This window comes from Pseudomonas sp. R3.Fl, from assembly GCF_023516765.1.
Classification (GTDB): Bacteria; Pseudomonadota; Gammaproteobacteria; order Pseudomonadales; family Pseudomonadaceae; genus Pseudomonas; species Pseudomonas citronellolis.
The window spans coordinates 4,547,993-4,566,693 of sequence record NZ_JAMGSO010000001.1; the positions used below are offsets into that span (position 1 = coordinate 4,547,993).

At 68.3% G+C, this 18,701-nt stretch carries 17 protein-coding genes; 14 read left to right on the forward strand and 3 right to left on the reverse strand.

The window, feature by feature from the left end; genetic code table 11:
* Positions 1 to 168 precede the first annotated feature (168 nt).
* The 5 genes from M8R19_RS19975 to M8R19_RS19995 are packed head-to-tail and all read left to right on the forward strand — an operon-like array spanning position 169 to position 6,306.
* Positions 169 to 3,000, forward strand: a complete 2,832-nt coding sequence (locus tag M8R19_RS19975; RefSeq protein WP_249918698.1) for a xanthine dehydrogenase family protein molybdopterin-binding subunit — start codon at positions 169 to 171, stop codon at positions 2,998 to 3,000.
* Positions 2,993 to 3,526 (forward strand): (2Fe-2S)-binding protein, encoded by a 534-nt coding sequence (locus M8R19_RS19980; protein ID WP_064584484.1) that lies wholly within the window; start codon positions 2,993 to 2,995, stop codon positions 3,524 to 3,526. The genes M8R19_RS19975 and M8R19_RS19980 overlap by 8 nt, the downstream gene beginning before the upstream one ends.
* A gap of 2 nt (positions 3,527 to 3,528) precedes the next feature.
* The gene (locus M8R19_RS19985) at positions 3,529 to 4,764 is read left to right on the forward strand and encodes a c-type cytochrome (protein WP_249918699.1); all 1,236 of its coding nucleotides are present in this window, start codon (positions 3,529 to 3,531) and stop codon (positions 4,762 to 4,764) included.
* Between the two features lies 1 nt (position 4,765).
* A complete protein-coding gene (locus M8R19_RS19990; protein WP_249918700.1) occupies positions 4,766 to 5,734 on the forward strand; it encodes an XdhC family protein in 969 nt (322 codons plus the stop codon).
* Positions 5,731 to 6,306, forward strand: coding sequence for a nucleotidyltransferase family protein (locus M8R19_RS19995; RefSeq protein WP_249918701.1), 576 nt, complete (start codon positions 5,731 to 5,733; stop codon positions 6,304 to 6,306). Before M8R19_RS19990 ends, M8R19_RS19995 begins: the two co-directional genes overlap by 4 nt.
* Before the next feature lie 500 nt (positions 6,307 to 6,806).
* On the opposite strand, the gene M8R19_RS20000 is transcribed toward M8R19_RS19995, so the two are convergent.
* On the reverse strand, positions 6,807 to 7,931 hold the full coding sequence (locus M8R19_RS20000; protein ID WP_249920200.1) for a methyltransferase: 1,125 nt from the start codon (positions 7,929 to 7,931) through the stop codon (positions 6,807 to 6,809).
* 128 nt (positions 7,932 to 8,059) lie between these two features.
* Between M8R19_RS20000 and M8R19_RS20005 the strand changes: the two genes are divergently transcribed.
* Both M8R19_RS20005 and M8R19_RS20010 read left to right on the forward strand, forming a co-directional pair.
* Positions 8,060 to 8,836: a ferredoxin--NADP reductase gene (locus M8R19_RS20005; protein WP_249918702.1), complete on the forward strand. Its 777-nt coding sequence runs from the start codon at positions 8,060 to 8,062 to the stop codon at positions 8,834 to 8,836.
* 191 nt (positions 8,837 to 9,027) lie between these two features.
* The gene (locus tag M8R19_RS20010) at positions 9,028 to 10,581 is read left to right on the forward strand and encodes a TerC family protein (protein WP_249918703.1); all 1,554 of its coding nucleotides are present in this window, start codon (positions 9,028 to 9,030) and stop codon (positions 10,579 to 10,581) included.
* Between the two features lie 17 nt (positions 10,582 to 10,598).
* On the opposite strand, the gene mscL is transcribed toward M8R19_RS20010, so the two are convergent.
* The gene (gene mscL / locus M8R19_RS20015) at positions 10,599 to 11,012 is read right to left on the reverse strand and encodes a large-conductance mechanosensitive channel protein MscL (RefSeq protein WP_249918704.1); all 414 of its coding nucleotides are present in this window, start codon (positions 11,010 to 11,012) and stop codon (positions 10,599 to 10,601) included.
* Between the two features lie 192 nt (positions 11,013 to 11,204).
* Between mscL and M8R19_RS20020 the strand changes: the two genes are divergently transcribed.
* The 3 genes from M8R19_RS20020 to radA all read left to right on the forward strand — a co-directional run bounded on the left by M8R19_RS20020 (position 11,205) and on the right by radA (position 13,236).
* Entirely contained in the window at positions 11,205 to 11,447 is a 243-nt protein-coding gene (locus M8R19_RS20020) for an HP1242/YdcH family protein (RefSeq protein ID WP_074981193.1), read from the forward strand.
* Positions 11,448 to 11,524: 77 nt separating this feature from the next.
* Positions 11,525 to 11,767, forward strand: a complete 243-nt coding sequence (locus M8R19_RS20025; protein WP_074981196.1) for a hypothetical protein — start codon at positions 11,525 to 11,527, stop codon at positions 11,765 to 11,767.
* 95 nt (positions 11,768 to 11,862) lie between these two features.
* Complete coding sequence (radA, locus tag M8R19_RS20030) at positions 11,863 to 13,236, forward strand: DNA repair protein RadA (RefSeq protein WP_249918705.1); 1,374 nt, start codon at positions 11,863 to 11,865, stop codon at positions 13,234 to 13,236.
* Between the two features lie 738 nt (positions 13,237 to 13,974).
* Here the strand turns inward: radA and M8R19_RS20035 are convergent.
* Positions 13,975 to 14,346 (reverse strand): PilZ domain-containing protein, encoded by a 372-nt coding sequence (locus M8R19_RS20035; protein WP_009613140.1) that lies wholly within the window; start codon positions 14,344 to 14,346, stop codon positions 13,975 to 13,977.
* 146 nt (positions 14,347 to 14,492) lie between these two features.
* On the opposite strand from M8R19_RS20035, the gene M8R19_RS20040 reads away from it, so the two are divergent.
* The 4 genes from M8R19_RS20040 to yjiA all read left to right on the forward strand — a co-directional run bounded on the left by M8R19_RS20040 (position 14,493) and on the right by yjiA (position 18,541).
* Positions 14,493 to 14,999: a DUF3015 domain-containing protein gene (locus tag M8R19_RS20040; RefSeq protein ID WP_074981201.1), complete on the forward strand. Its 507-nt coding sequence runs from the start codon at positions 14,493 to 14,495 to the stop codon at positions 14,997 to 14,999.
* 200 nt (positions 15,000 to 15,199) lie between these two features.
* On the forward strand, positions 15,200 to 17,266 hold the full coding sequence (locus M8R19_RS20045; RefSeq protein ID WP_058070081.1) for a carbon starvation CstA family protein: 2,067 nt from the start codon (positions 15,200 to 15,202) through the stop codon (positions 17,264 to 17,266).
* A gap of 15 nt (positions 17,267 to 17,281) precedes the next feature.
* Positions 17,282 to 17,485, forward strand: a complete 204-nt coding sequence (locus M8R19_RS20050) for a YbdD/YjiX family protein (protein ID WP_249918706.1) — start codon at positions 17,282 to 17,284, stop codon at positions 17,483 to 17,485.
* 75 nt (positions 17,486 to 17,560) lie between these two features.
* Positions 17,561 to 18,541 carry a GTPase gene (gene yjiA / locus M8R19_RS20055; RefSeq protein ID WP_249918707.1) on the forward strand — a complete coding sequence of 327 codons (981 nt, stop codon included), beginning with the start codon at positions 17,561 to 17,563 and terminating at the stop codon, positions 18,539 to 18,541.
* Positions 18,542 to 18,701 lie beyond the last annotated feature (160 nt).

Genomic DNA, 18,701 nt, shown 5'->3' on the forward strand with positions numbered 1-18,701 from the left:
ACTTTTGCCTGAGGCGTAGGATTTGGGTAAAGTTGACGTATCGGTCAGGATTTTCCGTAGGACGACGCGGCTCGCATGCCGCCGTCGCGCAGTCCTTTGCCTCGGTTCCGCCGGTTCCAGAACTCCATAACGACATGGGCGGGTAGTGCACCGCCCAGAGGATGATCCATGTCCAACCGTGATATCTCCCGGCGCGCTTTCCTCCAGGGCGGTCTGATCGCCGGCGTGAGCGTCACCCTGGCGCCGCTGGGCAGCCGGGCTTTCGCTGCCTTGATGGAGAAGAGCGTGACGGTGCCGGCCGAGCAGTGGCTCGGCCACGACGGCAAGGTGCGCTTCCGCAACGACGCCATTTCCAAGGTCTGCGGCAACAAGGTGTTCGCCCGCGACATCCGCGCCAAGGACATGCCCGGCTGGCCACAGCAGCAGGGCCACGCCATGCTGCTGAAGACGCTCAAGGCCGACCGCCTCTACGAAGGCTACGACCTCGCCTGGCTGGGCGATGATCTGCAGCCGGACCGCATCGTCACCGCCGACGATCTGGCCAAAGACGGCATCGCCTTCCCCGAGGCCCACGGCCCGGACCCGCTGCTGCCCGCCGGCAAGGTGCCGATGTTCATCGGCCACCCGGTGGCCATCCTCATCTGGCACGACTTCGAGCGCTTCCGCCGGGCCAAGCTCAAGCTGAAGTTCAACGACAAGGCCATCCGCTACGGCGCCCAGGCGCCGCTGTACCAGGGCGACCCCTACGGCAGCTTCCGCTACGTGCGGGTGGGCGGGAAGACCTCGGCCGACGAGGACGAGTTCTCCAGCCTCAAGGCCTCGATCCTGTTCCCGATGATCCGCAACCGCAAGCCGGTGTGGGACCAGCAGCCCAGCCAGCACGGCGACCTCACCGAGCAGGGCCTGTTCTACGCGCAGAAGATCAAGGACCAGGTGGACAACCCGCCGGCCGACTGGCTGGTCTTCGACGAGCGCTACAGGACGCCGTCCATCGAGCCCGCCGCGCTGGAGCCGGACAACGGCAACGGCTGGTACGACCCGGCCAGCAAGACCCTGCACTTCGTGGTCGCCACCCAGTGCCCGTTCGAGGCCGCCTACGAGACGGTGCACATGATCGCGCCGTCGCGCTTCGGCCTGGCCACGTTGAACATCCACCCCGGCTACACGGTCGGCTACGGCTCCAAGGACCACAACATCTTCGTCTTCTACGCGGCCCTGGCGGCGCTGTATGGCGAAGGCGTGCCGGTGCGCCTGGCGAACGACCGCTACGAGCAGTTCCAGAGCGGCATCAAGCGCCACGCCTTCGACATCCGCTACCAGCTGGCGGTGGACAAGAAGGACCTGGGCTTCCGCATCTTCCGCGCCGAGATGAGCCTGGACGGCGGCGGCCGCGCCAACTACAGCGCCTCGGTGGCCGCCGTGGGCGCCACCGCCGCGCAGTCCATCTACTACATGCCGCAGAGCGACCTGCAGGCCACCGCCTACCATTCGCGCGGCGTCGAGGCCGGCTCCATGCGCGGCTACGGCACCCTGCAGAGCATGGCCTCCACCGAGATGATGGTGGACGAGATCGCCGAGCGCCTGGGCGCCGACCCCATCGAGTTGCGCCGGCGCAACGCGCTGGTCTCGGGCATGAAGAACACTCAGGGCGCTGTGCCCGCCGGCGCCCTGCGCCTGCACGAGATCCTCGACAAGGCCGCCGCCCACGAGGTGTGGAAGAACCGTGCCGAGCGCAAGAAGCAGTTCGACGCGCAGGACCCGGACAACTGGTACGGCGTCGGCTTCGCCATCTGCCAGAAGGACTTCGGCACCGGCTCCGAGGCGCCCATGGCCAGCCTGGAGTTCGACGCCGAGGGGCGCATCCACCTGCGCCACATCGGCATCGAGATCGGCACCGGCATGTCCACCTCCCAGGCCCTGGTCGCCGCCGACTTCCTCGGCCGCCCGGCGGACGAGGTGAAGACCGCCGAGACGCAGTGGCCGGAGCTGCAGCTGCTCAGCGGCGAAGACCCCTACACCATGAGCCAGGCCACCCAGGACGAGAAGCTGCGCAACCCGCGCTGGGTGGGCAAGTACGCCTCGGCGTCCTCGGCCACCAACTCGGCCTACTACTTCAGCCACGCCACCCGCGAGGCGGCGCGCGTGCTGTTCAACCACGGGCTGTGGCCGGCGGCCCTAGAAATCTGGCGCCAGGGCCCCTACGGCGGCCAGGCCAACCCCTACGTGGTGCGCCGCGAGGACGCCCACTGGGTGAACGGCGAACTCACCGCCAACGGCATGCAGCCGCTGCCCTTCGCCGTGCTGGCCAGGCGCGCCCACGAGCGCGGCCTGGTCACCGGCGCCACGGTGCACGCCTTCAACCGCTGGAGCTGGGCCGAGTGCGAATTCAGCATCGACGGCGTCGCCGAACGCCTGCCGCTGGACGGCCTGGCGGTGAAATACGGCGACGGCGCGCCGCAGGCGAAGAAGGCGCAGATGACCAGCGCCGGCTTCCACCTGCTGGACCGCAGGAACGTGAACTACCCGCCGGTGCAGCTGAACAACGCCGCGGTCACCTACTACAGCCCGGTGGCCACCCTGGTGGAGCTGAAGGTCAACAAGGGCAGCCACGAGGTGCAGGTGCTCAACCACCACTCCTGGGTGGAGTGCGGCCGGGTGCTGGTGCCGGAGCTGGTCAAGGGCCAGATCGAGGGCGGCACCGCCATGGGCCTGGGCCACGCGCTGCTGGAAGAGATGCCGCTGCACGAGGGCGGCCCGGCCGAGGGCGACTGGAACTTCAACCGCTACCGCCTGCCGCGCGCCAAGGACGTGGCGGTGTGGCAGCAGACCTCGGAGATCCTCCCGCCGCTGTCGCCCAGCGACCCGTCCAAGGGCATCGCCGAAGTGGTGATGATCCCCATCGCCGGCGCCGTGGGCAACGCCATCGCCCACGCCATCGGCAAGCGCGTCCGCGACCTGCCCGCCACCCCCGCCCGCATCAAGGAGGCCCTCAATGGCTAAGCTCCAGCTGACCCTCAACGGTCAAGGCGTCGGTCCGGTCGAGGTCCCCGAAGACCTGCCGATGATCGACTACCTGCACGAATACCAGAACCTCACCGGCTCGCGCCTGGGCTGCGGCCAGGGCATCTGCCACGCCTGCGTGGTGATCGTCGACAACCCCGACGGCACCAGCGAGGAAGTGCGCACCTGCATCACCGGCGCCAACTGGTTCGACGGCAAGAAGGTGCGCACCATCGAAGGCCACGCCAAGCGCGATGCGCAGGGCCAGGTGAGCGAGCTGAACCCGATCCAGCAGAAGTTCGTCGAGCGCTTCGCCTTCCAGTGCAGCTACTGCGCGCCGGGCTTCGTCAACGCCGCCACCGTGCTGGTGGAAAAGGCCCAGCGCCAGCCGCTGAAGAAGAGCGAGCTGGAGTCGGTGATCGAGGCCAGCCTGGGCCACCACATCTGCCGCTGCACCGGCTACGTGCGCTACTACAACGCCACCGCCGAGGTCCTCAGCGACCTCGGCCTGGTCAAGGAGGGCTGAGCATGGCGCGACTGCTAACCGGCCTGCTGCTGAGCGCGGGCCTGGTCGCCGGCGCCCAGGCCGCCGACGCCGACCTGGTCAAGCGCGGCGAATACCTGGCCCGCGCCGCCGACTGCATGGCCTGCCACACCGCGGCGCGCGGCGCGCCCTTCGCCGGCGGCCTGCCGATCGCCTCGCCGTTCGGCACCATCTACGGCAGCAACATCACCCCGGACAAGGACTACGGCATCGGCAACTACAGCGCCGACGACTTCTTCGCCGCCCTCACCGAGGGCAAGCGCAAGGACGGCGCCAACCTCTACCCGGCGATGCCCTATACCTCGTACCACCTGATCAGGCGCGAGGATTCCGACGCCATCCACGCCTACCTGATGACCGTCGAGCCGGTGCACCGCGCGGCGCCCGAGACCGCGCTGAGCTTCCCGTTCAACGTGCGCACGGGATTGGCCGGCTGGAACCTGCTGTACGGCAAGAGCGTCCAGCTGCAGAGCGCCGAGGGCAGGAGCGAGCCCTGGCAGCGCGGCCAGTACCTGGTGGAAGTGCTCGGCCACTGCGGCGAATGCCACACCCCGCGCAACGCCATCGGCGCGCTGCAGCAGGACAAGCGCCTGTCCGGCGCCCTGCTCAACGGCTACCTGGCGCCCAGCCTGCTGCCCGAGGACCTGGCCGCGCGCGGCTGGAACCACGCCGACCTGTCGGCCTTCCTGGAGCACGGCATGAGCGCCCAGGGCAGCATGTTCAACGAGATGTTCCCGGTGCTGCACCACAGCACCCAGCACCTGGACAGCGCCGACCTGCGGGCCATGGCCAGCTACCTGCTGGGCGACCAGCCTCCGGCGGCCAAGGTGGTGCAGGCGGTGGCTTATCCACAACTGTCCGCCAGCGCCAAGCGCGGCCGCCAGCAGTACCTCAACGTCTGCGCCGGCTGCCACGGCACCGAAGGCGAGGGCAAGCCGCACATCGCCGTGGCCATGCAGGGCAACACCACCCTGCGCCTGGCCGACTCGCGCAACCTGCTGCGGGTGATCGTCGACGGCATCGGCGAACAGCAGTTCGGCGGCTTCGAACGCATGCAGCCGATGCCCGGCTTCGCGGATAAACTGGATGACGCGCAACTCACCGATCTGCTCAACTACCTGCGTCAAAGCTGGGGTGGCCTGCCCGGCGACCTCGACGCCAAGGCGGTTGCGCAACTGAAGTCCGATGGTGTGCCGGTCCATGCCGGCAAGGCGATGTGAAGTGCAACATCTCGATCTGCAAGTGATTCGCCAGGCGCTGCGCTGGTCCCGGGAGGGCCAGCGCGTCTGGCTCTGCACCGTGCTCTTCACCTACGGCTCGGCGCCGCGCGCGCCGGGCTCGCTGCTGGCGGTGAACCAGGGCGGGCAGTGGGTGGGCTCGCTGTCCGGCGGCTGCGTCGAGGATGACTTCCTCGAACGCGTGGCCGCCGGGGAGTTCGCCGAGCCGGTGAAGGTGGTGCGCTACGGCGAAGGCGACGAGCGCAGCAACATCCGCCTGCCCTGCGGCGGCATCCTCGACGTGCTGGTGGAAAACCTGGCGCCGGACTGCGAAGTCCAGGCGCACCTGCGCGAACTGGAAGCGGCGCTGCTCGGCCAGCGCCGTCTGCTGCGCCGGGTGGACCTGGCCAGCGGCGCGCGCAGCCTGAACGACGACCACAGCCACGGCCCCCGGGTGGAACGCGACGCCGGCACGGTGCAGTTGCGCGTCGGCGCGGCCCAGCGCCTGCTGCTGGCAGGCTATTCCAGCGTGGCCCATGCCTGCGCCGAGTTCGGCAAGGGCCTGGGCTTCGAAGTGATCCTGTGCGATCCGCGCGAGGAAGCGCTGGATGGCGTCGAGCTGGACGGCATCGAGATTCGCCGCGAGCTGCCGTCGATCTTCATCGCCAACGGCGGCTGCCACGCCGATACCGCGGTGGTGGCGCTGACCCACGACCCGAAGATCGACGACCTGGCGATGCTCGAAGCGGTGCGCACCGAAGCTTTCTACATCGGCGTGATGGGCTCGCGCACCACCTCGGCCAGGCGCATGGAGCGCCTGGAGCGCGTCGGCGGCCTGGGCGAGGCGGAGCTGGCGCGCATCCACGCGCCCATCGGCCTCAACCTGGGCAGCAAGACCCCGGCGGAAATCGCCCTGGCGGTGCTCGCCGACATCCTCCGCACCCGCAGCGGCATCCAGCGCGAAAGCCTGTGACGACCGTCGCGCTGCTGCTGGCGGCCGGCTTCGGCCGGCGCTTCGGCGCCGACAAGCGCCTGGCGCGCCTGGCCGATGGCCGTGGTTTGCTGGCGGCTAGCCTGGCCAATGCCCGCGAGGCGTTCGACGAAGTCTGCGTGGTGCTGCGCCCGGAGGATGATGCGGCGGTGCTTGGCGTGCCTGTGGATATCTCCATCGTGCGCTGCGCGGAGGCGGAATCCGGCCTGGGCCACAGCCTCGCCGCCGGCGTCGCCGCGCTGGCCGACAACCCGGCCACCAGCGTGGCGATCCTGCTCGCCGACATGCCCTGGATAGCCCCGCAAACCCTGCGCCTGCTGGCTTCGCAGGCCAGCGAACAGCGCATCGTCTTCCCCCTGCACCAAGGCCAACGTGGCCACCCGGTCCTCTTCGGCCGAGCCTTCTGGCCAGAACTCCGCGCCCTGCAAGGCGACGAAGGCGCCCGCACGGTGCTGCAAGCCCACCGCGAAGCCTGGCGCCCCATCGAAGTGGGCGACCCCGGCGTCCTGCGCGACGTAGACACCCCCGCGGCCCTGACACCCGGCTCTTCGTAGGAGCGAGCTTGCTCGCGAACCGCATGGCACCGCGTTTATTCGCGAGCAAGCTCGCTCCTACAAGGAAATGCCGCAGCTGGGGCAGCGTAGGAGCGGATCTCATCCGCGAAACGCGCCGATACGTCCGGCTATCGCGGACAAGGTTCGCTCCTACGAAGGAGGAATACCGTGCCTCCCGGCAACCTGTAGGAGCGGGCCCTGCCCGCGATTCGCGCGCAGGGCGCGCTCCTACAGGGACACGGCGTGGCTGGGGCAGCGTAGGAGCGGATCTCATCCGCGAAACGCGCCGATATGTCCGGCTATCGCGGACAAGGTCCGCTCCTACGGGGGAGGAATACCGTGCCTCCCGGTAACCTGTAGGAGCGGGCCCTGCCCGCGATTCGCGCGCAGGGCGCGCTCCTACAGGGGAGCGGCGTGGCTGGGGGCGGCGTACGGTCGGGTATGGCGATGGGTATCGCTTCGCTCAACCCATCCTACGGAAGGCCCCTCTGCCCCCTGTCTCACTTGCTCGCCTTGAGCACCACGAACTTCGGGTTCGCCGCCACCTGTTCGACGCCGCGGAACAGGCGCTTGAGCTTGGCGTGGTAGCCCAGGTGGCGGTTGCCGACTATCCACAGCTGGCCGCCAGTGACCAGCGCGTGGCGGGCCTGCTGGAACATGCGCCAGGCGAGGAAGTCGCCGACCACCTGCTGCTGGTGGAAGGGCGGGTTGCACAGCACCACGTCCAGCGAGTCCGCCGGCTGTCCGGCCAGGCCGTCGGCGGCGTGGAATTCCGCCTCGCGTTCGCCCAGGGCGGCGCGCCAGTTCTCGCGGGCCGACTGCACAGCCATGAAGGATTCGTCCACCAGGCTGTAGTGGGCCTCCGGGTTGGCCAGGGCGCTGGCGATGGCGAGCACGCCGTTGCCGCAGCCCAGGTCCGCCACCCTGGCGCGGCCCAGGCCGCGCGGCAGGTGCGGGAGGAAGGCGCGGGTGCCGATGTCCAGGCCTTCGCGGCAGAACACGTTGGCATGGTTGAGCAGTTCCAGCTTCGGCTCGTCCAGCGTGTAGCGGCTGGGGTAGGGCGAGGCGACCGGGGCTTTATCCACAGGCGTGGCGAACAGCAGGCGGGCCTTCTTTTCGGCCAGCGAGGCCTGCACCGGGCCGATGTATTTTTCCAGCAGCTCGCCGGCGGCGCGCGGCAAGTGCTTGACCATCGCCCCGGCGATCACCCGCGCGCCCGGCGCCAGGCGGCCGTGCAGGCGGATCAGTTGTTCCTCCAGCAGGGCCAGGGTTTTGGGCACCCGCAGCAGCACCAGGTCGAAGGGCCCCGCCGGTGTTTCGCTGGCCGGCACGAAGGCCACTGCATCCTCCGCCAGGCCGTTGCGCGCCAGGTTCTTGCCCAGGGCCAGGGCGGCGAGGAAGGAGTCGCCGCTGCTGGTCACCTGCGCGTGCCCGGCCAGGCCCGCGGCCAGGGCGCCGAAGGCGTCGTTGAGCACCAGCACCCGGCAATCCCCGATCAGGCCGTCGGCGGCCACCTGGCGCAACAGGTATTCGTCGGCGGCGTCGAAGGCCTGCAGCGGGTCGTTGCGTTGCTCCGGCTGGCGGATCAGATCGAGTTCGGCGAAGGGCGTGTGGAAGGTCGGCATGGGCATCGCTTTTTCGTTGCGCCAGGTCAGGCCGGCCGCGGTTTGCGGCAAAGGCCCTGATATCTGACGGTGTTTCTCGCTCTTGCGATGGGAGAAACTGTAGGCAAAGATTGGATCGGGAGCGGAGTATGACCGCCAGCGAAGAGAAGTTCACCCGTCAGACGCTGCTCGACGTGCAGACGCTGACCCCCAGCCTGTTCACCCTGCGCACCACGCGCGATGCGGGCTTTCGCTTCCGCGCCGGGCAGTTCGCCCGCCTGGGCGTGTACAAGCCCAGCGGCAGCATCGTCTGGCGCGCCTATTCGATGGTCTCGGCGCCCCATGACGAGCACCTGGAGTTCTTCTCCATCGTGGTCCCCGGTGGCGAGTTCACCAGCGAGCTGAGCCGCCTGCGCGAGGGCGACCAGCTGCTGGTCGACCGCCAGGCCTTCGGCTTCCTCACCCTCGACCGCTTCCCCGACGGCCGCGACCTCTGGCTGCTGGCCACCGGCACCGGGCTTGCGCCCTTCCTGTCGATCCTCCAGGACTTCGAGGTGTGGGAGCGTTTCGAGACCATCAAGCTGGTCTACAGCGCCCGCGAGGAAAAGGAGTTGGCCTACCGCGAGCTCATCGCCGGCCTGGCGGAACGCGACTACCTGGCCGAGCACGCGCACAAGTTGCAGTTCATCCCGGTGGTGACCCGCGAGCAGGTGCCCGGCTGCCTGGGCGCGCGCATCACCACGCTGATCGAGAACGGCGAGCTGGAGCGCGCCGCCGGCCTGGAACTCACCCCCGAGCATTCGCGGGTGATGCTTTGCGGCAACCCGCAGATGATCGAGGACACCCGCGCGGTGCTGAAGACCCGCGGCATGAGCCTGGCGCTGACGCGCAAGCCCGGGCAGATCGCCGTGGAGAACTACTGGTAGGCAAGATTTGGAAAAGATTGCCCGCTTAAGGGGCGGGCGTCTTTGCCCTTAGGATGGCCGTCCATCCATAGCCCCTGGAACCCCATGGACTGCCACACGAGCGAGCCGCCCCCGGCGGCCGACGACGACTCCTTCAGTAGTACCTTTCCCCACACCCTCGCCGCGCCCCTGCGCGCGCCCCGGAGCTGACCATGGAGTGGCTCCTGGACCCTACGGCCTGGCTCGGCCTGCTCACCCTGATCCTGCTGGAGCTGGTGCTGGGCATCGACAACCTGGTGTTCATCGCCATCCTCGCCGACAAGCTGCCGCCGCAGCTGCGCGACCGCGCCCGGCTGATCGGCCTGTCGCTGGCGCTGCTGATGCGCCTGGGCCTGCTGGCCAGCATCTCCTGGCTGGTGACCCTCACCGAACCGCTGTTCGAAGTCTTTGGCAAGGCCTTCTCCGGGCGTGACCTGATCATGCTGTTCGGCGGCCTGTTCCTGCTGTTCAAGGCCACCCTGGAATTGCACGAACGCCTCGAGGGCCGCGTGCACAAGGCTGGCGGCGCGCGGGTCTACGCCGCGTTCTGGCCGGTGGTGGCGCAGATCGTGGTGCTCGACGCGGTGTTCTCCCTGGACGCGGTGATCACCGCCGTGGGCATGGTCGAGCAACTGGAAGTGATGATGATCGCCGTGGTCTTCTCCATGGCCCTGATGATGGTCGCCAGCAAACCGCTGACCGCCTTCGTCAACGCCCACCCCACGGTGATCATGCTGTGCCTGGGCTTCCTCATGATGATCGGCTTCAGCCTCACCGCCGAGGGCCTGGGCTTCCACATCCCGAAGGGCTACCTGTACGCCGCCATCGGCTTCTCGATCCTCATCGAGCTGGCCAACCAGGCGGTGCGCTGGCGCCGCCGGCGCAGCCTGCAGGGCAGCCGCGGCCCGCGCGAGCGCACGCGCTATGCGGTGCTGCGCCTGCTGGGCGGCAAGGTGGAGGCCGACGAGGTGGGCGAGGAGATCGCCGACATGCTGGGCGAGGAACCGGCCGACGCGCCCTTCGACCGCCGTGAGCGGGTGCTTATCAGCGGCGTGCTGGAGCTGGCCGAGCGTTCCATCCGCACGGTGATGACCGAGCGCACCGAGGTGCACCGCATCGACCTGGACGCCGACGCCGCTCAGACGCGCCAGGTGCTGCTGGATTCGCCCTTCTCGCGCCTGCTGGTGATCCGCGCCGGCCAGGTCGACGAGCCGCTGGGCTACGTGCACAAGAAGGAGCTGCTCAAGGCCATCCTCGCCGGCCGCCAGCCGGACATCGAGCCGCTGCTGCGGGCGCCGCTGAACCTGCCGGACAGCTGCAGCGTGCTCGGCGCCCTGGAACAGATGCGCCAGGCTTCGACCCACGTGGCTTTCGTGGTCAACGAGTTCGGCGGTTTCGAGGGCCTGCTGACGCTGACCGACATTCTCCAGGCGATTGCCGGTGAACTGCCGGACGCCAGCGAGATGACCGGCCCGGACATCGAGAAGGGCAGCGATGGCTGGCGCGTGCGCGGCGCCACCACCCTGGCGCTGCTGGCCGAGCGCATCGGCTTCCGCGGCCAGGCGCCGGAGGATTGCCGCACCCTGGGCGGCCTGGCGCTGCACCTGCTGGACCGCCTGCCGGCGGCGGGGGACGAACTGGAGCACCGCGGCTGGCGCCTGCGGGTGCTGGAGGTGAAGGAGCGGCGCGTCGAGCGCCTGCTGCTGCAGCCGCCGCGCGCCGCCTGACGGCGCGCGGGGCCGGCTCAGCTGTGGTTCTGCTGGCTCTTCAGCAGGTCGCGGATCTCGGTCAGCAGCACTTCCTCGGGCGTCGGCGCCGGCGGCGCTTCGGGGGCGGCGGCCTCTTCGCGCTTGAGCCGGTTGATGGCCTTCACGCCCATGAAGATGGCGAAGGCGACGATCAGGAAGTCCAGGCAGGTCTGGATGAACTTGCCGTAGGCCAGCACCACCGCCGGGACGTCGCCCTCGGCGGCCTTGAGGGTGATGGCCAGGTCGGAGAAGTCGACCCCGCCGATCAGCAGGCCGATCGGCGGCATGATCACGTCGCCGACGAAGGACGAGACGATCTTGCCGAAGGCGGCCCCGATGATGATACCGACGGCCATGTCGACCACGTTGCCTTTGACGGCAAAGGCCTTGAACTCGCTAAGCAGACTCATGCACAGACTCCTTGTAGGGATAGAGAGGGACAGGGGGGAGTTTAGCGGCCGCGCCGGCGTTGAACACTCCCCCCGAGCCGCCATGGACAGCCGCCAGCGCAAAAGTTCCGGCATGACCGGCGGCGCTGGGCGAAATTCGGTGGTGGTCTAGGCTGAAGGGAATCATCCACCCACGCAGTAAGGAGGACCGCCATGCCGCTGGAGCACCATCCCCTGGCCCGTGAGTTTCCCGATCAGCGCGCCAAGATCGCCAAGCTCATCGGCGAGAACAGCCATTTCACCCGCCTGGCCGGCACCTACGAGGAGCTGGACCGGCGCATCTACGACATCGAGGACGGTCGCGAGCCGCTGGATGACCTGGCGCTGAACAACCTCAAGCTGCAGCGGGTCGCCCTGAAGGACGAGATCGCCGAACTGTTGCAGCGTTCAGCCTGAGCTTGATCGATATCAAGGGGGCTCGCCGAGGTCGGGCGTAGTCTTCGGACATCCTTTTCTACTGCTGGTGATTCGCCATGCGTAAAGAGCAGCGTCCCCTCGGTAAGACCCTCCGCAAGCAGGCCAAGACCCCCTTCGACCCGCGCCGGGCCCAGGAGCGCCTGGTGCGCCTGAAACTGCAGTACGAATTGCTGGACCAGCGCATCAGCCGGGTGGAGGAGGGCATCGAGCGCCCCGACTGCACCCTGGCCTCGCTGATCATGCGTCGCGAAGGCCTGCGCTACGACATGGAGAGCCAGTACCGCCTGCTGGCGGGCTGATCCTCCGGCGGCATCCGTCGGCCATTGCCGCGCCGGGCTGAAGCGCCCGGCGCGAACCGCTATGATGCGGGCTTTGTCTTCGACGGAGTCCGCCCATGGCCAAGGCCAAGCGCATGTACGGCTGCACCGAGTGCGGCGCCACCTTCCCCAAATGGGCCGGCCAGTGCGCCGACTGCGGCGCCTGGAACACCTTGGTGGAGACCGTCGTCGACACCACGCCTACCGGCGGTTCCGCTGGTTCCGGACGCGGCGGCTGGGCCGGGCAGCAGGCCAACATCAAGACCCTGGCGGAAGTCAGCGTCGAGGAGATGCCGCGCTTCAGCACCGCTTCCAACGAACTCGACCGCGCCCTGGGCGGCGGCCTGGTGGATGGCTCCGTCGTGCTGATCGGCGGCGACCCCGGCATCGGCAAGTCGACCATCCTCCTGCAGACCCTGTGCAGCATCGCCAGCCGCATGCCGGCGCTCTACGTCACCGGCGAAGAGTCGCAGCAGCAGGTGGCCATGCGCGCGCGGCGCCTGGGCCTGCCGGAAGACAAGCTCAAGGTCATGACCGAGACCTGCATCGAGACCATCATCGCCACCGCTCGCCACGAGCAGCCCAAGGTGATGGTGATCGACTCCATCCAGACCATCTTCACCGAACAGCTGCAATCGGCCCCCGGCGGCGTCGCCCAGGTGCGCGAGAGCGCCGCGCTGCTGGTGCGCTTCGCCAAGCAGAGCGGCACGGCGATCTTCCTGGTCGGCCACGTCACCAAGGAAGGCGCGCTGGCCGGTCCGCGGGTGCTGGAGCACATGGTCGACACCGTGCTGTATTTCGAGGGCGAGTCCGACGGCCGCCTGCGCCTGCTGCGGGCGGTGAAGAACCGCTTCGGCGCGGTCAACGAGCTGGGCGTGTTCGCCATGACCGACCGCGGCCTGAAGGAGGTCTCCAACCCTTCGGCGATCTTCCTCACCCGCGCCCAGGAGTCGGTGCCCGGCAGCGTGGTCATGGCCACCTGGGAGGGCTCGCGGCCGATGCTGGTGGAGGTGCAGGCGCTGGTGGACACCAGCCACCTGGCCAACCCGCGGCGCGTCACCCTGGGCCTGGACCAGAACCGCCTCGCCATGCTGCTGGCGGTGCTGCACCGCCACGGCGGCATCCCCACCTACGACCAGGACGTGTTCCTCAACGTGGTGGGCGGGGTGAAGGTGCTGGAAACCGCCTCGGACCTGGCGCTGATGGCGGCGGTGATGTCCAGCCTGCGCAACCGGCCGCTGGATCATCAGCTGCTGGTGTTCGGCGAGGTCGGCCTGTCCGGCGAGGTGCGCCCGGTGCCCAGCGGCCAGGAGCGCCTGAAGGAGGCCGCCAAGCACGGCTTCAAGCGCGCCATCGTGCCCCAGGGCAACGCCCCCAAGGAGGCCCCGCCGGGGCTGCAGGTGATCCCGGTGACGCGCCTGGAGCAGGCGCTGGATGCGTTGTTCGAATAGCCCGCGCTTACGAAAAGCTGTGCTCGCCCATACGGTAGGAGCGGGCCCTGCCCGCGATTCGCGCGCAGGGCGCGCTCCTACAGGGGAATGGCGTGGGTGGGGCGGCGTAGGAGCGGATCTCATCCGCGAATCGCGCCGATAGTTCCGGCTATCGCGGACAAGGTCCGCTCCGGGGGAGGAATGCCGTGCTACCCAGCGAACTGTAGGAGCGGGTCCTGCCCGCGATTCGCGCGCAGGGCGCGCTCCTACAGGGGAATGGCACGGGTGGGGCAGCGTAGGAGCGGATCTCATCCGCGAATCGCGCCGATAGTTCCGGCTATCGCGGACAAGGTCCGCTCCTACGGGGGAGGAATGCCGTGCTACCCAGCGAACTGTAGGAGCGGGCTCTGCCCGCGATTTCGCGCGCAGGGCGCGCTCCTACAGGGGAATGGCGCAGGTGGGGCGACGTAGGCGGATCTCATCCGCGAATCGCGCCGATAGTTCCGGCTATCGCGGACAAGGTCCGCTCCTACGGGGGAGGAATGCCGTGCTACCCAGCGAACTGTAGGAGCGGGCCCTGCCCGCGATTCGCGCACAGGGCGCGTTCCTACAGGGGAATGGCGTGGGTGGGGCGGCGTAGGGCGGATAACGTTCGACGTTATCCGCCGGTTAGCCGTGCTCCCCGGCAGCCCCGAGGCTGACCTGGGCGCGGGCCGTACCCTGGGTCAAACGGCGTACAACCGCGAACGGTTGTACGCCCTACGCCTGTTCCCCCAATGCCGTCAGCTCGCGCTCCAGTAGGCTTGCGTCGCCCAGGTTGAGTTCCACCAGGCGGCGCAGGTGGCTGATGGAGTCCAGGTCGATGTGCCGGCAGATGAAGCCCAGCAGGCCCTCGCGTTCCCAGGCCAGGTCCGCCTCCATGTAGATGTTGGCGTCGAAGCCCAGGTAGATGCGCACCTCGAAGGGCTTGCCCGGGTCGCCGTTCCAGCCCGGCGGGCGGGTCACCAGCAGGCCCTGCAGCGACAGGTCTTGCAATTCGGCCTTCCAGCGCTGGCCGTCCTGGGCGACCTCGGTGCTGGCGTCGAAGGCGATGCGGCTGAAGCGCCGTCGTTCAGCGTGATCGTCACTCATGGGTGGGCTCTCCGGCCGATTTGCGTTCGCCTCACTATAGCCAAGCCCCTGTCGCCCGTCGCATCGCCGGCCGGCGGTTTGACAGCCGTCCGGGCGTCGCCAAAGCTGCTAGGGCGGTTCCCCATCAAACCAAGGCGGAGCGGAGCATGGACAACAAGATTCTGGGAAAGGGGCTTATCCTCGGGGTTCTGGCGTCGGCGAGCCTGCTGGCCCAGGCCGATGACGCCAGCAGCAAGGGCTGCGGCTGGGGCCAGTTGCTCTTCGAAGGCCAGCGCGGGCTGCTCCCGCACCTGTTGGCCACCACCACCAACGGCACCTCGGGCAACGCCACCTTCGGCCTCACCTCCGGCACCAACGGCTGCGACTCCAACGTGCGTATCCGCTACAGCGGCCGCTCGGTCCTGGCCATGAACGGCATGCTCGACAGCATCGCCGAGGACATGGCCAGGGGCCACGGCGAGGCGCTGGACGCCTACGCCACGCTGCTCGGCGTGCAGGCGCAGGACCGCGCGCACTTTGCCCAGGTCACCCGGCAGCACTTCGGCGAAATCTTCGCCAGCCAGGACGCCACCAGCGAACAGGTCTACGCCAACACCCTGGCGGTGATGCAGCGCGACGCCACCCTGGCGCGCTACGCCAAGCAACCCGCCTGAGCTTCCCAGCCCGCTCCGGCCCGCGCGCAAACCCTCGACGCAGAGCGGTTTGCGCGACGCGAGCCGCGACACCAGACCGCCCCTTTTCAGGCGGCAATATCGTTGCAACGGCTCTAGACTAAGGTCGTATAAATGACTCGCCGGAAAGGACTAGAATTTTTCCTGCGAATTCTCGCCCTTCAACAGTCGGAAGCATCGCCATGAACAATAACAACAGCCTGCTACGTCACATCGCCTGGGCGATCGTGGCGATAGTCGGAGCATGTGCCTTAGGAGTCGTGGCGCTTCGCCGCGGCGAAGCCATCAATGCCCTGTGGATCGTGGTAGCGGCGGTCGCCATCTACCTGGTCGCCTACCGCTACTACAGCCTGTTCATCGCCGAGAAGGTGATGCAACTGGACCCCAACCGAGCCACCCCCGCGGTGCTCAACAACGACGGCCTGGACTACGTCCCGACCAACAAGCACATCCTCTTCGGTCACCACTTCGCCGCCATCGCCGGCGCCGGCCCGCTGGTGGGCCCGGTGCTCGCCGCGCAGATGGGCTACCTGCCCGGCACCCTCTGGCTGATCGCCGGGGTGGTCCTGGCCGGCGCGGTGCAGGACTTCATGATCCTGTTCATCTCCAGCCGCCGCAACGGGCGCTCGCTGGGTGAACTGGTGCGCGAGGAAATGGGGCAGGTGGCGGGGACCATCGCCCTGTTCGGCGCGTTCCTGATCATGATCATCATCCTCGCGGTGCTCGCCCTGATCGTGGTGAAAGCCCTGGCGGAAAGCCCCTGGGGCATGTTCACGGTGATGGCCACCATCCCGATCGCGATCCTCATGGGCGTGTACATGCGCTACATCCGCCCGGGCCGCATCGGCGAGATCTCGGTGGTCGGCGTGGCCCTGCTGCTGGGCTCCATCTGGCTCGGCGGGCAGGTCGCGGCCAGCCCCGAATGGGCGCCGGTGTTCACCTTCCACGGCGTGCAGATCGTCTGGATGCTGATCGGCTACGGCGCCATCGCCTCGGTGCTGCCGGTGTGGCTGCTGCTGGCCCCGCGCGACTACCTGTCGACCTTCCTGAAGATCGGCACCATCGTCGCCCTGGCCATCGGCATCCTGATCGTCATGCCGGAGCTGAAGATGCCGGCCCTGACGCAGTTCACCGATGGCACCGGCCCGGTGTGGAAGGGCAGCCTGTTCCCCTTCCTGTTCATCACCATCGCCTGTGGCGCCGTGTCCGGCTTCCACGCGCTGATCTCCTCGGGCACCACGCCCAAGCTGCTCAACCGCGAGCCCGACGCCCGCTACATCGGCTACGGCGGCATGCTGATGGAGTCCTTCGTGGCGATCATGGCCATGGTCGCCGCCTCGGTGATCGAGCCGGGCATCTACTTCGCCATGAACAGCCCGCCGGCGGTGGTCGGCACTGACGTCGCCGCGGTGGCCGCGACCGTCAGCGGCTGGGGCTTTGCCATCACCCCGGAAATACTCACCCAGACCGCCAAGGACATCGGCGAGACCACCATCCTGGCCCGCGCCGGCGGCGCCCCGACCCTGGCCGTGGGCATCGCCCACATCCTCCACCAGGTGCTGCCGGGCGAGAACACCATGGCCTTCTGGTACCACTTCGCGATCCTCTTCGAGGCGCTGTTCATCCTCACCGCGGTGGACGCCGGCACCCGCGCCGGGCGCTTCATGCTGCAGGACCTGCTGGGCAACTTCGTCCCGTCGCTGAAGAAGACCGACTCCTGGGGCGCCAACATCGTCGGCACCGGCGGCTGCGTGGCGCTGTGGGGCTGGCTGCTGTACCAGGGCGTGGTCGACCCGCTGGGCGGCATCAACACCCTGTGGCCGCTGTTCGGCATCTCCAACCAGATGCTCGCCGGCATCGCCCTGATGCTCGCCACCGTGGTGCTGATCAAGATGAAGCGCCAGCAGTACGTGTGGGTCACCGCGCTGCCGGCGGCCTGGCTGCTGATCTGCACCAGCGCCGCGGGCCTGATCAAGATCTTCGACGGCAACCCGGCGGTGGGCTTCGTCGCCCTGGCGCAGAAGTACGGCGCCGCGCTGGACGCCGGCCAGGTCCTGGCCCCGGCCAAGGACCTCGCCCAGGTCAAGACGGTGATGCTCAACGCCTACATCAACGCCGGTCTCACCGTGCTGTTCCTGCTGGTGGTGTTCAGCGTGCTGGTGTACTCCATCAAGGTCGGCGCCAAGGCCTGGACCAAGAAGGAGCGCACCGACAAGGAAGCGCCGTTCCAGCCCATTCCCGAGGCCTGAGGCAGGAGGTGATACGTGTTCAATGACCTCAGCCGCATGGGCAAGTACCTCGGGCAGGCCGCCAGGATGCTGGTGGGCATGCCCGACTACGACACCTATGTCGAGCACATGCGCAGCAAGCACCCGGACAAGCCGGTGATGAGCTACAAGGAGTTCTTCCGCGAACGCCAGGAGGCACGCTACGGCGGCGGCAAGGGGCGACCGATCCGTTGCTGCTGAAGCCGCGGATGGGTGTATAAACGGACGGGCCGCCAGCGAGCGGCCCGTTTTCATTTTCCTGCCCGGATGGTTCCCATGAGTGATTCCGTAGTGCCCGCGCAGATTCCGGTGACCGTGCTCACCGGCTTCCTCGGCGCCGGCAAAACCACCCTGTTGCGCCACATCCTGCAGGCCGAGCACGGCCTGAAGATCGCGGTGATCGAGAACGAATTCAGCGACGCCCCCATCGACGGTCAATTGCTGGGCGATGCCCCGGCGCAGGTCATGACGCTGTCCAACGGCTGCGTCTGCTGCACCATCAACAACGACCTGGAGCGTTCGCTGTACCTGCTGCTGGAGCAGCGCGACAGCGGCGAGATCGCCTTCGACCGCCTGGTGATCGAATGCACCGGCCTGGCCGACCCGGCGCCGGTGGCGCAGACCTTCTTCGTCGACGAGACGCTGCGCGAGCGCTACCTGCTCGACGGCATCATCACCCTGGTGGACGCCGCCAACGCCGACCGCCACCTGCAGGAGGCCATCGCCCAGGCCCAGGTCGGCTTCGGCGACCGCATCCTGGTGAGCAAGCGCGACCTGGTCAGCGCCGAGCAGTACCAGGCCCTGGCCGAGCGCCTGCAACACATCAACCGCCGCGCCGAGCTGCACCCGGTGGACCACGGCCGCATCGAACTGGAACGCCTGCTCGACGTGCGCGGCTTCAACCTCAACGCCGACCTCGGTCTGCGCCCGCCGCAGCCGCTGCGCCCGGTGGCGGCCAGCGACGACCGCATCCGCACCCTGGTGCTGCGCAGCGACAAGCCGCTGAACATCGAGCGCCTGAGCGAGTTCATGGACGACCTGCTGCAATGGCACGGCAACTCGCTGTTGCGCTACAAGGGCGTGCTGAACATCCAGGGCGAGGAACGCCGCCTGGTGTTCCAGGGCGTGCTGCGGCTGTACGGCTTCGACTGGGACACTCCCTGGGGCGAGGAGGCGCGCGAGAGCGTGATCGTGTTCATCGGCGACAACCTGCCGGAGGAGCAGATCCGCCAGGGGTTCGAGGCGATCGTGGGGTGAGCGGCGGGGAGCCGTAGGGCGCACGGTGAGCCGAATCGCGGACAAAGTCCGCTCCTACGCCCGAGCCTCCCTGTAACCGTAGGAGCGGACTCTGTTCGCGATTCGGCGGATAACGCCGTAGGCGTTATGCGCCCTACCTCGCTATCCGTGGCTGCGGTGT